The sequence below is a fragment of the Methanoregula sp. genome, assembly GCF_003170075.1.
Lineage (GTDB): Archaea > Halobacteriota > Methanomicrobia > Methanomicrobiales > Methanospirillaceae > Methanoregula.
The window spans coordinates 1-15103 of the sequence record NZ_PMZU01000066.1 but is presented as its reverse complement, the minus strand read 5'-3'; the positions used below and the strand labels follow the sequence as shown (position 1 = coordinate 15103).

General features: G+C 50.0%; 12 protein-coding genes. 2 read left to right on the top strand and 10 right to left on the bottom strand.

Features of this window, described 5'->3' with window-relative positions; genetic code table 11:
• The 3 genes from QZN75_RS08640 to QZN75_RS08630 all read right to left on the bottom strand — a co-directional run.
• A partial coding sequence (locus tag QZN75_RS08640; protein ID WP_292427482.1) for an ATP-binding cassette domain-containing protein occupies positions 1 to 197 on the bottom strand: 197 nt, incomplete at its 3' end.
• Positions 198 to 200: 3 nt separating this feature from the next.
• Entirely contained in the window at positions 201 to 2048 is a 1848-nt protein-coding gene (gene pstA, locus QZN75_RS08635) for a phosphate ABC transporter permease PstA (RefSeq protein WP_394339501.1), read from the bottom strand.
• A gap of 164 nt (positions 2049 to 2212) precedes the next feature.
• Positions 2213 to 3133 carry a phosphate ABC transporter substrate-binding protein gene (locus tag QZN75_RS08630; protein ID WP_292427425.1) on the bottom strand — a complete coding sequence of 307 codons (921 nt, stop codon included), beginning with the start codon at positions 3131 to 3133 and terminating at the stop codon, positions 2213 to 2215.
• A gap of 134 nt (positions 3134 to 3267) precedes the next feature.
• Between QZN75_RS08630 and QZN75_RS08625 the strand changes: the two genes are divergently transcribed.
• Complete coding sequence (locus QZN75_RS08625; RefSeq protein ID WP_292427422.1) at positions 3268 to 4302, top strand: phosphate uptake regulator PhoU; 1035 nt, start codon at positions 3268 to 3270, stop codon at positions 4300 to 4302.
• Positions 4303 to 5649: 1347 nt separating this feature from the next.
• Here QZN75_RS08625 and QZN75_RS08620 read toward each other — a convergent pair.
• From QZN75_RS08620 to QZN75_RS08590, 7 genes are all read right to left on the bottom strand, one after another.
• Positions 5650 to 5961, bottom strand: coding sequence for a hypothetical protein (locus QZN75_RS08620; protein ID WP_292427419.1), 312 nt, complete (start codon positions 5959 to 5961; stop codon positions 5650 to 5652).
• A 111-nt stretch (positions 5962 to 6072) separates the two neighbouring features.
• Positions 6073 to 6555, bottom strand: a complete 483-nt coding sequence (sixA, locus tag QZN75_RS08615; protein ID WP_292427477.1) for a phosphohistidine phosphatase SixA — start codon at positions 6553 to 6555, stop codon at positions 6073 to 6075.
• Between the two features lie 210 nt (positions 6556 to 6765).
• Complete coding sequence (locus QZN75_RS08610) at positions 6766 to 8373, bottom strand: PEP/pyruvate-binding domain-containing protein (protein WP_292427417.1); 1608 nt, start codon at positions 8371 to 8373, stop codon at positions 6766 to 6768.
• 13 nt (positions 8374 to 8386) lie between these two features.
• Positions 8387 to 10333 carry a DUF47 domain-containing protein gene (locus QZN75_RS08605; protein ID WP_292427414.1) on the bottom strand — a complete coding sequence of 649 codons (1947 nt, stop codon included), beginning with the start codon at positions 10331 to 10333 and terminating at the stop codon, positions 8387 to 8389.
• Between the two features lie 130 nt (positions 10334 to 10463).
• The gene (locus tag QZN75_RS08600; protein WP_292427411.1) at positions 10464 to 10652 is read right to left on the bottom strand and encodes a hypothetical protein; all 189 of its coding nucleotides are present in this window, start codon (positions 10650 to 10652) and stop codon (positions 10464 to 10466) included.
• 494 nt (positions 10653 to 11146) lie between these two features.
• The gene (locus tag QZN75_RS08595) at positions 11147 to 11344 is read right to left on the bottom strand and encodes a hypothetical protein (RefSeq protein ID WP_292427409.1); all 198 of its coding nucleotides are present in this window, start codon (positions 11342 to 11344) and stop codon (positions 11147 to 11149) included.
• A 1125-nt stretch (positions 11345 to 12469) separates the two neighbouring features.
• Positions 12470 to 13474 carry an ARPP-1 family domain-containing protein gene (locus tag QZN75_RS08590; RefSeq protein WP_292427407.1) on the bottom strand — a complete coding sequence of 335 codons (1005 nt, stop codon included), beginning with the start codon at positions 13472 to 13474 and terminating at the stop codon, positions 12470 to 12472.
• Positions 13475 to 14307: 833 nt separating this feature from the next.
• Here QZN75_RS08590 and QZN75_RS08585 point away from each other — a divergent pair.
• Positions 14308 to 15048, top strand: a complete 741-nt coding sequence (locus QZN75_RS08585) for a heparan-alpha-glucosaminide N-acetyltransferase (protein ID WP_292427405.1) — start codon at positions 14308 to 14310, stop codon at positions 15046 to 15048.
• Positions 15049 to 15103 lie beyond the last annotated feature (55 nt).

Here is a 15103-nt window from a genome sequence, read left to right as displayed (position 1 = left end):
CCGGTGACCCTGACGTTGCTGATGAGGTCGTTCATCCGGTTGAAGCACCGCAGGAGTGTGGATTTCCCGCACCCGGACGGTCCGATCAGTGCGGTGGTCTTTTTCTTTTCGATCTCCATGGAAATATCCTGGAGCACATGATTCTCATGATACCAGAGATTCAGGTTCCTCGCGGATATGATCGTTGTATCTGACATGAGTTATCCCCGTGCCTTGTGTGTATAGTGATTTCTTATCACGATCGCGACTGCATAAAACGCCACGACCAGTATCAGAAGGACCAAAGCGGTTCCATACTTGTTGGTCGCTGAGCCCGGCACATTCGTTGATAGGATGAAGAGGTGATACGGCAGTGCCATCACCGGCTGGAAGAGCGAGGTCGGTAAAAACCGTGTCGAGAAGACGACCGCTACGAACATAATTGGCGCAGTCTCTCCGGCTGCCCTGCCAATCGAGAGGATTGCACCGGTCAGGATCCCCGGGATAGCCGGCGGGATGACCACGTTGCGGATCGTCTGCCACTGCGTCGCGCCGAGCGCCAGGCTCCCTTCACGGAGGGATTGCGGGATGTTTTTGAGGGCCTCTTCCGTAGTACGGATCACGGTCGGCAGCACCATCAGCGCAAGGGTGATCATCCCGGCAAGGAGACATACACCGATGTCAAGGAAGAGCACGAGGAAGGCAAAGCCGAAGAGGCCAAAGACGATCGAGGGCGTCCCGTTGAGGAGATCGACACCGGTCCGGATCAGTTTTGTAATCCGTCCCTCCCGGGTGTATTCAACCAGGTAAACCGCGGCCCCGACGCCAAGAGGGAGCGCGATGAGGATCGCCCCGGCCACAAGATACAAGGTGCCTACAATCGCCGGGAATATTCCGCCGCTCCTGCCAAGGTCGGCAGGACCCTGCGTCAGGAAATCCCATGAAAGTGCAGGCAGACCGTTCACGATAATGTATCCAAGGATAATTGCAAGGATGGCAATGACCGCAACCGAAGCCGCAATAACGCAGCCGAAGGCGAAGAGCTCGATATGGCGCCGCGAGATCCATTCCCTGCCGTAGTGCCAGGCGGCTGCCGCAAGAATGACGATAAGCGCCACCTCCCAGAGACCGGCGGCAAGGAGCAGGAGCGCAAGAAGGGCAAGGACAGCGATCCGGGAATACGGAAGGATTTTCTCCTTGATCAAAGAGAGGGCGGGAATATGAAGCCATGACCGTTTCGCCCTGCCCGTCATTCTCCCGTCCCTGAGGTAGGAGAGGATGGCCACAGCGCTCAGGTTGATGACGAGCGTAATGACGAGGAGCACCACTGCCACACCAAAGAGTGCGTGATAGTGTTCGCTCCCGACCGCCACATCGCCCGTCTCGATACCAAGGGTACCAGTTAGGGTGCGGACGGAAGAGAGCACGTTCCAGATCGGGATGGGGAAGATAGCGGTATTCCCGGTCACCATGATGACCGCCATCGTCTCGCCAATGGCACGACCGATTCCGAGAATGATTGCCGCCGCGATCCCGGAAAGGGCCGCCGGGACAATGACCCGGCTGATCGTCTGCCAACGGGTCGCACCGGTGGCAAGGGAGCCTTCGCGGTATTCTCTAGGGACCGAGCTGATCGCATCCTCGGAGACGCTGATAATCGTGGGGAGCGCCATGATCCCAAGGAGGATCGACCCGGCAAGCCATGTCTGCCCGCTCGGGATGTTAAACGTGGTACGGATGAAGGTACTCAAGACAATCATACCGAAGAACCCGTATACAACAGACGGGATACCGGCAAGCAGTTCGGTGGCCGGTTTGAGGATGCTTTTTACCCGGGGAGTGGCGAGCTCTGAAATATAGATTGCACAGCCGATGGAAAGCGGGACGGCAAAGACCATGGCACCGAGAGTGACAAGGAGCGTGCCAACGATGAGAGCGGATATCCCGTAACTGGGCACTACTTGGGCCGGAGCCCAGGTCGAACCTAAGAGGAAATTGAGTACTCCCACCGTCCCGAAGATGGAATAACCGTCCCGGAGCAAGAAGAGCAGGATGAATACAACAACAATGACTGCGAAGAATGCTGTGAGAAAGAATACGGATCTGACGAATCTCTCCTTTAAGCGGGAGACCCTCGCGGTATTACTCGGGGGTGTTTCTGCAGATTCTTCAGAATGGGTAATGGTGTATCGCCTTCCTTTGGGTAAAAAGTAAGGTTAATAGATGTACCCCGTCAGCTGTTCAGGGCGACGTATCCCTGAGCAACGACAATCTGCTGGCCGGCCGGGCTGAGGAGGTAATTGATGTAATCATTGGCAAGACCGGTGGGCTGGCCGTTCGTGATCATATAAAGGTCACGGTGGATCGGGTAGGTCTTGTCCTTGACCGTGGCGACGGTCGGGGCTATCAGGGTGCCGTTTGCCAGCTTGATCGGGAGTGCCTTCACCGTGTCATCGAGGTAACCAATGGAGATATACCCGATTGCATTGGGCGTCTGGGCAACTTCCTGGAGGACCGCACCGTTCGAGTTGTCCTCGTGCATGGACATGGAGTCATTGACACCCTTCATGACGGAACTGTCGAAATAGGTCCGGGTACCTGAAGAGCTGTCGCGACCGACGAGCACGATCTGGTTGTTCGAGTTTGACACCCCGGCCCCGCTGAGGGACGACCAGGAGGTGATGTTTCCACTGTACATCTGCTGGACCTGTGCAAGGGAGATCGACTGGACCGTGTTTGCCGGGTTGACGATAATAGCAATGCCATCGTGAGCGATCGTGATGATATTCATGTTGCTGTCCTGTGCCTTCTGGGCTGCAGAGACATCAGCAGAACTCATACCGATATCCACTTTCTTGTTGATGATCGCCTGGATACCAACTCCCGATCCACCGCCGGAGACTTGGATGTTTGCTTCCGGATGTGCCTTTGTATAGGCATCGGCAACGGCCTGTGCGATGGGCAAAACCGTGGTCGAACCGGTCAGGGTCAGGGTCTCAGTCTGCGCTGCTGCACCGGCCGGCGTTTGAGTGGCCGGTGTCGCAACGGTAGACGTTGTTCCGTTGCTGGTGCACCCGGCAACGAACATCGATACAATGAGTAATGCCGCGAGGCTTACTGTCACTAATACACACGAACTCCGTTTAGCTTTCATGGTGTTCGATCATGACATTATCAAGTGATTATATACAGTTTTTCGACATAGAATATACAGGTATATATACGAAAAAGAGATAAATAGAGATGAGTATATTCATCATATTACTCTGTTCGTAAAGGAGGAAAAAGATGGAACTACGCCGGGTTCAGATGACCGGGGGGTCATCGTTTGTTGTCACCCTGCCCAAAAACTGGATACAGGAGATGCGGATCAAAAAGAACGATCCTGTCGGCCTGATTACCCAGCCGGACGGGACGCTGCTTGTCACGAAAAAAACCACCGAGGAATCGCTCCAGCGGGTAAAAGAGATCGATATCGGGCATATTACCGATCCTTCGTTCCTTTTCAGGATCCTGATTGGTACCTACATTACCGGGTTTACTGCGATCAAGGTCACCTCAAAACAGCGGTTCCCGCCATTTGTACGCACGGTCGTACGGGATTTCACCCAGATGACCATCGGCCAGGAAGTTGTCGAGGAGACCGATACCCTCATCACGATAAAAGACCTGCTCAACCCGGCAGAGATGCCATTTGACAACACCATCAAGCGCATGGGAGTGATCGTCAGGAACATGCACGAGGATGCAATCGCCGCTCTCGAAACGCACAACCATACCCTCGCCACCGATGTGATCAACCGGGATATGGACTCGGACCGCCTCAACTGGCTGATTGCACGCCAGACCAACATGATTATGCAGAATCCCTCCCTGTCCCGGAAGATGGAGGTCTCGGTCGGCATGGCGATGTATTATCACATCATCAGCCGGACCATCGAGCGGATCGGGGATCATGCCGTGCGGATAGCCGAGAATGCCCAGCCGATCATGGATGTCAATCTCGACCCGAAGATCGTGACTGCGTTAAAGAAGGCAAGCGTCCTGTCCATGCAGATCTTTGACAAGAGCATCATCTCGTTTTTCAATGCCGATATCAAAGAAGCCCACAAGACCATTGAATCGGTCTCGGCGCTGGAAAATCTCTGCGGTGATATCAGCAACATGGCGCTCAAGCAGGAAACGATGGCGGCGATAGCCATCAGCTATGTCGCCGAGAGCATCCGCAGGGCGGGTGAATATTCTGCGGATATTTCTGAGAATGTGATCAACTACATCGTCGAGGAAGACCGTTCCCTCCACCGCCGGTCCGCGGGAAAATAAATTCCCTGTTATGTACCCGGGAATGGGGTAACAGTTGTAGGATGTATTATTCCTCTCTGTCCCTTTTCAAGGATTGATACATAATCGAAGTCTAGAAACAACTGAAACCAGATTTCATAAGTTTTGTTGTACATGAAGAAGATCTGGTATATCTTTCCGAGATTGCCCGGAATTATGTATTACGGTATATTGGAGTAACCGGGATGCCAACCTGCAGTACTGTAATGGGGTACTGATTTTCATATTTTTGCGTTTGTCATCGATGTGAAATATACCTTGGTTCGGTTCAGGAAGGTTCCCACTGACTTACCTACACGCATAAAAACAGGGCGGGAGGGTTCCATTGCCAGGCGGCCGGACGTCAGAGGTGTTTTTGGGCCGGATAACTCTTCAGACTTAGGATTCTGATTTTTTCTCGTTTTTTTCATTTTCATTGCCATGTTATTCCTCCTGATCTTCCCAGCAGGAAATACATAAGCCGGTCTTTTTCGTATAGAGAAAATCCATTATAGGCATACAAGAGCCGCACCGGATACACTTCACCGCAATAACTGGAAACGTAGATGATTGCGGCGTGAATAATTGCACCTCTAGGCTGTTATTGGATGCCAAATCGGAGGTTTTCCACCCTTCACCGGGGAATTTTTGCCTTTGTATTATGCTGGCGCCGACTGCAGGTTTTGGTCGCTTGATTTGAGTTCTGACCCTGCTAGATGTTTCGTCCATGCAGGGTTCTGCTTTCCGGATCAGATACGGTGCTTTCAGACTCTGCTCAACTCTTTTTATGTATTCTTGATGAATCCTATGCGAACTGATCATAAGGTAGTGCTCCAGGAAGATCTGTTTCGCTCGATCCAGTCTTCTTACTACGATGTTACCTCTCAACTATATAGATTTGATGATAGAGTATGTATGTATCTCAAAAAGTATTGATGTGAAAACAACGGCTGAAATTTCCTTTTCTATGCTATCAGATATATCCGGCTTTCCGGAGGATTCCCACAATGTCAAAATATACGGCACTGATAAGAACATCAGTTTTTAGTTCAGCCATGATGAATGAGTTGTCGCCGGCACAATGTGCGATATACATAAGAAAACACCGGGAATGGTTCCGGCATAAATGGCAAACATTCCAGGCAATTCGGTGAACCAAATTTTGCTCCTCAATGGTGACCGTTTGATGCCGGTACACAATACATCCGCGACAGTTATTTTTCCTGAACCATACGGCCCTTCAATGGTATTTACAAACTTTTAGAGTGTGCCCAAGAATACTTTTGTCTATTCCAAGAAATGACCTGAAATTGTTTAAAGGATTTTGTCAATAACTTGGGATGGACACCTTTAATCGATGTGTATTTCTGGCATCATCATCAAAAGTTCCTTTCTGTTAATTTCCGGGTGCTGTGCGAGATACTCTGTAATTGCCGCGTTGCGCCTATCGCTTGAAGCATGTATGGCACAAATGTGTATCAGCGCAATACTGTGTTTAAGTTCCATCATAATCATCACCCTCTTTTTACGATAATGGATTATTTCATTATTCTCGAAGGAGGGAACATGAGACATATAACCGGCACAATAGACTCTATATAGGGTTCTGCTGCTTTGAGGGGACTTAACCTTCTTGGGAATACCAGCATCAGGGCACTTCATTATTGATTATTTAACCGTCCGCAGATGCAACAGACCCGACGCAAATCTTGATGAGCTGATGCACAAAAATCCAAAATTTTAGAGATCTTCCAACCCGGAAACCGGCACCGGTTATCGCATCTCCATCATTTGCTTCGGAAGGAGCAGCCATTGAAGTTCACCGGATGGCCGTTTATCGAACGAATAATTCCTGATTTTTGCCAAGCCACCTTTCGCGAGTAAGATAGATGCAGTATCAGATCCGGAAATGATCCTGCTGATAAGCATCGACAATGAAGGTTCGTGCCCGATGATGAGGATGGTGGCAAGCTCCCCATACTGTGTAGCATGATAGCATAGCGTTTCTGGATCGCCGCTGGGCGCAAGTTCATCCCAGATGGCGAGTCGGTCTTTTTGACCAAGCGATCGGGCAACAATTTCAGCGGTTTCATGCGACCGGGTCAGCGGGCTTGTGGCAATAACATCGAACCCGAATTTTTTCGATCGCATCCACCTCGCAACTTTTCGTATTTCCTTCCTCCCATCAACCGTGAGCGCCCGATTCATGTCTTCGGGTTCATCAGAAGATGGGCCCGCTTTTCCATGTCGGAGAATGAAGAGATCCGTACAGAAACACCCTCTTTATGTGATTTGAGTATCTATCCTACCTATTTATTCTCTTTTTTTTGGGTTTTCTCTCAACTTATCAAAAACTAATCCACGATTCAGTGGGGTTTACGTCGGTTTGAAAATTTCAACAAAATAAAATATCAATCATCAATTTGGACACGACAGCACCTCGTAAAGTATCTCTAATGCCTAAACTTAGTGACCCACCGCCATCTTATCAGAACTCCACTGGCGCACCTGTTCGATAAGGTCTGTTGGTTTCTCCGCCACCACCGGAATGATTCCTCCATAGATCCGCCCGCTCTGGCCATCAAGGGTGATGTAATCTCCCTCAAAGAGATCGAGTTCAGGAAAAATACATGCCCGCCGGGTAAGATCGATCTTCAGGTCCCCACAGCTGACAATACATACCTTGCCCATCTGGCGTGCGACAACGGCTGCATGCGATGTTCTCGCCCCTCTTACTGTAAGAAGACCACTAGAGGCCCCGATACCCTGGATATCATCTGGGGTTGCTGTTTCCCGGACCAGGATGACCGGCGAATTTTTGGAGAATTCGATTGCATGTTCAGTCGTGAGTGCAATCTTTCCGGAGGTGACACCCATGGAAGCTGATATTCCTCTAGCCAGCGGGGGTTCAGTGGTTATAATCGTCTGAACCGTGATAGCTCCCATATCGATATCCCGGACCCGGCCGAGTGCCTCACCCTGTGCTATAATATTTTCATGCACAAGGTCAACAGCGATCTTCAGAGCAGCGAGGGGTGCCCGCTTCCCGGACCTGCTCTGGAGGATGAATAGTTTCCCCTCCTGAACCGTAAATTCGATGTCCTGCATATCACCGTACAAGGATTCGAGTCTCTTTGCAGCTTCAGACAATTCACGCGCAGCAAGAGGAATCCGGGCAGCGAATTCCTGGTGCGACACGACTCCCATAAGTCCTGATACGATATCTTCACCCTGGGCACCGAACTTAAAATCGACCAGTAGTTCATTTACTCCTGTCCATGGGTTCCGTGAGAATGCAACACCCGCCCCGGAGAGAGAACCCAGGTTCCCAAAGACCATAGCCTGCACGGTCACACCGGTGCCGTGTACACCGGGGATGAGATTCATACTCCTGAATATCTTCGCACGGGTGCTATTCCACGACTGGAGAATTGCAATTGTTGCGAGTTCGAGTTGTGAAAAGAGATCATCCGGCAATCGCTTTCCATTGGTTCGGGAGTACAATTGTTCATATTGCTCCGCAATGGTTCTTAGGGCGGCAAAATCGAGACCTGCGTCATCCGGCACCCGCTCCTTTTCCATAGCAAGGCGTTCAATCTTCCGGTATAACCCCGGGTCATGTGAGAAGACCACGGTTCCAAAATTTTCAAGAAATCTCCGGTAGGAATCCCAGGCAAATTTCGGGTTTCCGGTCTGGGCGATCAGTCCCCGCAGAGTACTCCGATTGAGCCCGATATTGAGGATGGTCTCCATAGCGCCGGGCATACTCACTGGTGCACCGGATCGTACGGAGACCAGAAGAGGCCTGCGCCCGGCCCCGTATCGTAACCCGGTGGATCTCTCAATGAATGCGATTCCCTGACGGAGAAGCTCAGGAACATCGTCCGGAAGTACCTCACCGTTCCGGAAATATTCCTCACATATGTTCACTGAAAGGGCAAACCCCGGGGGGACCGGAATTCCCAGAGCCGAGATCTGCGTAAGCACGGACGCTTTATTCCCGAAGTCCTCTGATGCCGCCTCTGTTTTGATATCAGATCCGAAAAATACAATACGGAGTTTTTCATCGGTCATTTGCGTGCCCATCCTAACGGTTCATGCTCTCGATCATGTTGTCCCGGACGTGGAAGGCAACTTTCAACAGAGTATTAGAAGCCTCCTCAAGTGTCCTTGCGATCTCCAGGTATAACTGGAATTCCTTAAAGTCGGCGCACTGCTCAAAGATCACCCGCTCCGTCTTTCTTAAGGATTCGTCACAGAGCCGCTCGATAGAGAAGACTTCGTCAACGGCCGTCAGAAGATCCTTGAGGTCTTCGCGCTGGCTTGTGCGGTGGAATTCTTGGAAAGCGATAAGGATCTTCAGGAACCCTCGGCATCCCTTCAGGACCAGCTCCGCAAGGTTCCTGAGCTCAAAGAAAATATCTTTCGAGTCGCCGTGACTGGGGATCAGCGTAATGAAGAAACAGGCCTCTTCGAGATAATCGGCAACATCGTCCGCGGTCGTTATAAGGGTAATGAAGAATCTGGGGTTCTGGATCCTTTGGGACAGATTCCTCATCCGGTTCACGAGATCGTCTGCTTTGTGCTCCCATTCCTTTGCCCGGGCGGCGTTGAGTGAAATAGCCGGGGAATCGCGCCGATCTGATGCTATCCATAAGGATTCAAGGACGATTGACGCGATCTCGATCGAGAATGAGGCATGTTCTTCGCAGAGATCCAGCATCCCTTCATGCGCAGTCCGGAAATACCGGAGCAGCTCGGCGCGGATCTCGTTTTGGAGGAGGAAATGGGACGTATTTGCTAGAAGTCCTTTCGATGCGGTCCTGAGGACAAACTGAAGATATTCCATTGTCTGCTCCCTTCCGAGAATTGCATGCAACGGCTCACCATACCGGAGAGGGACACTCGATGCCAGTTCCAACGCCTCATAGATTAGCCGTTCACCCCCAAGCTCAAGGAAGGCGATATGCCCGGTCCCCTCATCAGCGGCGCGGGAGAGGATCTCAATTGCGTCTGCGTTCGGAACAAAATTACGCAGCTTCTTCCTGGCCCGGTTCCAATCGATAAGGAAGACGATCCGCGACCCGGCATGGGTAAGAAACTCCCGGGCATCCGGTTCATCGCGGGCAGTGTAGATTCCCACCGAGAGGTGGTATACCGGGACCTCGAATTTTATCCCGGGCGTCCGGGAGATCGTATCGCTCCATTGTACCGGGAATGGATGGAAAAGGCTCTGGAAGAAATGGAGCCGCGGGAGATGAATATCAGTATACGTAATGGTAATCGTCCGATCTTTTACCGTCACCACGAGTACATGCGCATCGGTAAGGCCAATATCATTCTGGATAACCAGTTTATCTCCGCTTCGTGTCGCGATCGTTCCTAGACCGGGATGACCGAATTTGAGGGGGGCAGTACGGTTGACCCCCGACATGAAGGCACGCACCATCTCATGATCAGGGCCGGTGAGGAGATATCCGAGCGCACCATCGATCTCCTCGTTGGAGAGCTGTGTCTGCAGAGTATTGATGGCTTTATGGGTGTCCATTACCAGAAGGTGGATACTATCACCACCGCTCCCCCGGTCAGCCAGCGTGATGGCATTAATGAGATCACCGGAGACAGACTCTTCTCCGGATGAGGAAAGGGAAGCGCGGAGACGGGTGAAACGATCTTCAAAATTGTTCACTTCGGCGGAATTCTGCAATGCAAGGGGAGCGATCATCTCCTCTGCAGCAGTTGATATCTCATGAAAGATCAGTCCTGCTGAAGGAATTGCATATCTATCCCCACCCGCCTTCGTTGCACCTCCGACAACCGTGTCAAGATCGGGATCAGTAATCCCGACTGATTCACGCTCCGCTCTGAGATTCGAATAGCTCTGGCCCGGGTTATCCGCATGGTTCCGCGCAGCCTGAAGGAGGGTAAAAAAATATTTGATCCTGTCATTTGCTCTCAGCGCAGCATTGACAAGGGCCGGTAGGAGGAGTTCCTCTTCACCGAGCTCATGGAGGATCTCACGTTTTTCAGTCATTACTCCACTTCATGGTATACTCATGGATGTTTTTTTGTATCCGGTACGGATAGAATGCCAGAATCGTGTTCTTCATGACCTAAATAGGTTTCCATGAAACACATGCGGAGATTCATAATGTATCAATGAATCAGGATTCTGGTAGATCAACACCTACAATTAACAAAATGTCTCCTGTTACCAGAACTCCAAAGCCGATATCAAGGATTCCATTGAGGATAGCAGGAATTGCGATTATAATAAGATAGATTCCAAGAATTGTCCCAATTATTTGGGGAATCAAGGAATAATGTAATAAAATCAGGATCAGTGCGATCACGGCAAATACCAGATAAACGATGGAGAATAACGGGTGGATATTAAAGATTGATACCGGAGTTTTGGGAGAAATGTAACGAACCGAGGGAATGAACAGTCCACAGATAAATAGCACTGCGCCAATGCCGGCAAATATCCTACGCAGACAAATCGTATCAAAACACAGGCTCTTTAGCCGGGGATTTCTGGTAATCTTAGGAATCCTCTCCCTCCAGTTCCCCGATTGAAAGACGGATTCGGCAGAATTGAGCCCACCCCATCCGCATTCAGGATGAGACGGCATTGAAATCCATCCTCGAGTATGATATCTGAAAATGTGACAAATATAGGGGGTAAGGTTTGATTGAATAACCCAAGTATCTGACCTACCTTCAAGTAGGCATATTATTTTGTCTTGATATATACTATTTCGTCATATATCTATAGCTTTCACTAGAGAATATATATCAAAATGCTATTTTTGGTTCTGTCAAATCGTTGGGGGATTCTATATTCTCACAGGATATCTGAGAAAGAATCTACATCCCGGACCTTGATGCTGCCATCCGGCTGCCGGCCATAATACCGGTTGTATGCACCAAAGCCATCCGCGAGCGGCAGGAACAGGATCGCAGCACCGATGAACACAAGTGTGATCTCCGCCAAGTGTGCGCGGGTACACCCGGTGGCCATCAAGATAGTGCACCTCATCATATGGCGCGGTGGTCCTTTCCGGCAGTCATATACGCTACACATGCAAATGGGTTGTTGGTGATGACCAACTGGACGATCGTATTGAACGTCGCCACGTTTGCAATCGGTTCGGCAAGAGTGCGAACTGCACTCTTGACATCCCCATAACATGAACCTCTTTTGAGCGCTCTGCGTGGTCTGCACACATGTGTTTCTGCAGTAGTTTGCAGGAAGGGGACCCTCAAATAGCCTGGAGAACACAATCGTTCAGGCCTTTTTGTAATAACCCGGTGGTTCAATCATTTCACCCGGACTATCTTAGGAATATATACACCAAAGCCAGCAACACCGAATAAAGATGTATTACAGGTTTACAGGTTGGGGCTTGCAAATGGATGAGCAGACAAAGAACGAGTTAGAGGTAATTGGCGGAGGAATGATCTGGTTTGCGTTTCTTCTTGCAGACATTTCCTCATTGGTAATTGTATGGGGTACCCTTTATCTCGGTTTTCTTGGGAATAAGATATATCGCTAGACCCAGTATCAGGAATTCTTCTTATTTTGAAACATACTGTCATATTGCGTTCTGTTCGAGATAATGCATGATTGTGTTACATTGCCAATTTGTGCGAAGTTGTCAATCCGACAGCATCATCTTACACAACGCGCAGTATTACTGTTATACGATTGCAAGCCCACGACCGTGAAAAACGGGAGAAGGAATTAACCCACAAAAAACACACAGTCAACACTATATTATTATAAAAAAATAACGGACAGTAAAATACAATGCGATGGATCTTGGCAGATACTCAAAATGCAAGTTGGGATACTTTTTGGAGAAAAAGTAGGAATTGCCAAAAAAACCTTGTTTTGAACCCATTTTTTCTATGAATCTAACTCGCTTACTTTCTTTGGGAAATTGACAGATTTTTCGCCCAAGCGTTTATCGGAGGAAATCTACGTAGTATTCTGGGGGGGCATCCTAATGAGTTTTTATGAACGTTTTCCGAAAATTCAACGATAAATCCCATACACGTAGACACCATATGATGATCGCTCACCCGTTCCTTTGCCGTTTTAACAAGCCAATATTTTGACTTTACGCCATTGATAGACTAAACACTTTTATGGACGAGGGAACTATCACCCCACAGCTCGTCGCCCCATTTCATTTGATTGCCGGTTCCGGAATCCTGCCATTCGTTCATCGTCGTGCTCACGGGGTGGGTCTTCTGCAGCACAGAACGACAGATGGATAACTTCATTCCCGTGGACAAGCCCTGCCCCGATCATCCCTTTCCCGGAGAACCGGCAGGCATTCCCTAAGCCAATCGACGGAAAGGTTTCAGCGGTGCACTTTGTAACTCCGGCAATGAATGCCTTCGCGGTGGTAGAAAGGACACTTTTCCGGATAACGCGCGGTTCAAGAAATGATCCATCAATGGCAAACGAACGCATAAGTTTGTCATAGAGTTTCAAAAAAACATCCTCACGGGAGAGTATCTCCAACCCGGCGACTCTCGCGTTATGAAAAACGAGGATACCCTGCTGGTGTTGCCGTATCGGAAAGGCAGCGATAAGATCGTCAATATCCAGTTTTTTTGCAGCGAACCCGTCTTTCATCGCATCTGTCGGGGATTGTGCACCAGATTTCATGTTGAGATCGCTCACCGCATTCCAGATCTCTGCTTGATTTCCTGCAAAAGAACCGCTCCGTCTTAGTGAGTCTGAAACAGAATGCATCTTTTTCCTGCGGGAATCCGAGGACATGATGAAGTCTGCCGAACGGAATTCATGAGAGGTAGAGCGCCAGCGCGCGCGCTCCGTGCACGACACCGGAAGTTTGGTTCTCGATTCCGGGGCGAGAAGTATCGAACAATTGACCACACGGTCCTGTAATCCGCCGACAACCTGATCGCCATCGATCAGAAGAACACTCTGCTTCCCGGTGTTCACCGCTAACAGTTCGGGGACACGTCCTCCTTCACTGAGTTCTGTGATCTGAAGTACGCCGTTATCCAGTGCTTCCTGTATCAGCAGATACTCGGATTCCTGTGTGGCCGACCGACCAAAGACCGGGAAGACGGTCATCGAACCTTTCGACACCGCTGTTCCCAGGCTTATGCCGGCAAGATATTCGGCTATCATACCATCCAAAATGTATCACACTCTTGAGCCCGGCAGCGGGCTCACAGCACTAGGCTCGTCCGAAGTGATAAAATGCTAGCAGCGTGAGGGGCCATCACAATCAGGTACAGCCAGCACCAGCCCGGTTCACGGCATCGGTACTCTAATACGCCGTGTTTTTGGTTTTGGTTTTTAACCCGGAATACGGTGTGGTATGACCGGTAATAGGAAGCTGCATTTTGCTTTACCATTGCTCAGTCAACAATTGCTCGTGGACAGATTTGGATTTCAAAACAACGTCATCTTTGAATTTCATAGTCCATGATGTTGTTTTTTTACACGGTCCGGTATTACAATACGGCTGCATTTTGGAGACCCATAAGATCAAAAAGTCGGGTTATTGAACTATTCTGCATGCCGGCTGATCATGGGATCCGGGCATCAGGGTCCCGGCATGACTTGAATGGGATGCACGGATCGAACGCAACTCTTATCTTCTTCCCCGTTGGATACTCTAGGTGAACCAAGGAGGTTCACACAAAGTATGACGAAAGGTTTGAATCGTATAGATTCTGACCAAGAGTCGGAATGCCCATCCCTCGCATTCGGTTTTTGGGATTTTTTTGATTTTTTTTAATTTTGAATCCTCCTCCTGGAAAGATCCCCGGCACTTATACTAGGCTGACATCGTCAATAAATGGCAATACCATTTTTTCGTTGCAAAAGTCTTTCTTGTTGTTTTAAAAGAGTGCAGGCAGATTCCGCACCAGACCAACCGTTAAAAATGAGGTATGGCCACTCCCCGGTTTTTACAAAAACACATATCAGAACCCGGATGCGATGTACCATTACACATGAGCGGTACGTCACGGTATCCCGAGATCGATCTTCTCCGGGGTATCGCCATCGTGATGATGATCGTTTTCCATTCTGTCTTTGACCTCACCTTCTTCCGGATCGTGCCGTTCAATGTTTCCGGTGGGTTCTGGCGGTATTTTGCGTATGCCACAGCCTCGCTTTTCCTGCTCGTTGCCGGGATCTCGCTTACGATCAGCCATGCCCGTGCGGTTTCAAACCTTCACGGGAGGGTGCTCGCCGGAAAATTCCTGATACGGGGTGCAGGGATCTTCTGCTGCGGGCTTCTGGTAACCGTAGCGACATGGTGGTACCTGCAGGAAGGATTTGTCATCTTTGGTATTCTTCACCTGATTGGAGTCACGATCATGCTCTCGCCACTCTTTTTCCGGTTCCGTACATGGAACGCGGTGATCGGGATCGTTTTTATTGTTCTGGGATGGATCCTTGCAACCGTCCCCGGCCCGATGGCGCTTTTGATCTTCGGCATCCACCCGCTCACGTTCTGGAGCATCGATTATACACCGGTTTTCCCGTGGATGGGTCTCGTGCTGATCGGGATGGCAGCCGGGGAATTTGCCTATCCCGGGGGAAAACGACGGTGGGCACTGCCGGAACTTCCCGCACGGGCAATCGCACCGCTCACCTTTCTTGGCCGGCACTCGCTCCTGATCTACCTGGTGCACCAGCCGCTGATCCTCCTGGTGCTGTACCTGGCGACCGGCGCACCGGTCATATAAGAAAAACTGGCGGATCACTGTACCTGCAGGGATTGCACCTAGACAGATCCTGAAT

Bases quoted from the DNA above. Each gene is read 5' to 3' on its own strand.
- QZN75_RS08630 (WP_292427425.1), bottom strand. From the start codon at position 3,133: ATGAAAGCTAAACGGAGTTCGTGTGTATTAGTGACAGTAAGCCTCGCG.
- QZN75_RS08625 (WP_292427422.1), top strand. From the start codon at position 3,268: ATGGAACTACGCCGGGTTCAGATGACCGGGGGGTCATCGTTTGTTGTC.
- QZN75_RS08620 (WP_292427419.1), bottom strand. From the start codon at position 5,961: ATGAAGTGCCCTGATGCTGGTATTCCCAAGAAGGTTAAGTCCCCTCAA.
- QZN75_RS08610 (WP_292427417.1), bottom strand. From the start codon at position 8,373: ATGACCGATGAAAAACTCCGTATTGTATTTTTCGGATCTGATATCAAA.
- QZN75_RS08605 (WP_292427414.1), bottom strand. From the start codon at position 10,333: ATGACTGAAAAACGTGAGATCCTCCATGAGCTCGGTGAAGAGGAACTC.
- QZN75_RS08595 (WP_292427409.1), bottom strand. From the start codon at position 11,344: ATGATGAGGTGCACTATCTTGATGGCCACCGGGTGTACCCGCGCACAC.
- QZN75_RS08590 (WP_292427407.1), bottom strand. From the start codon at position 13,474: ATGATAGCCGAATATCTTGCCGGCATAAGCCTGGGAACAGCGGTGTCG.
- QZN75_RS08585 (WP_292427405.1), top strand. From the start codon at position 14,308: ATGAGCGGTACGTCACGGTATCCCGAGATCGATCTTCTCCGGGGTATC.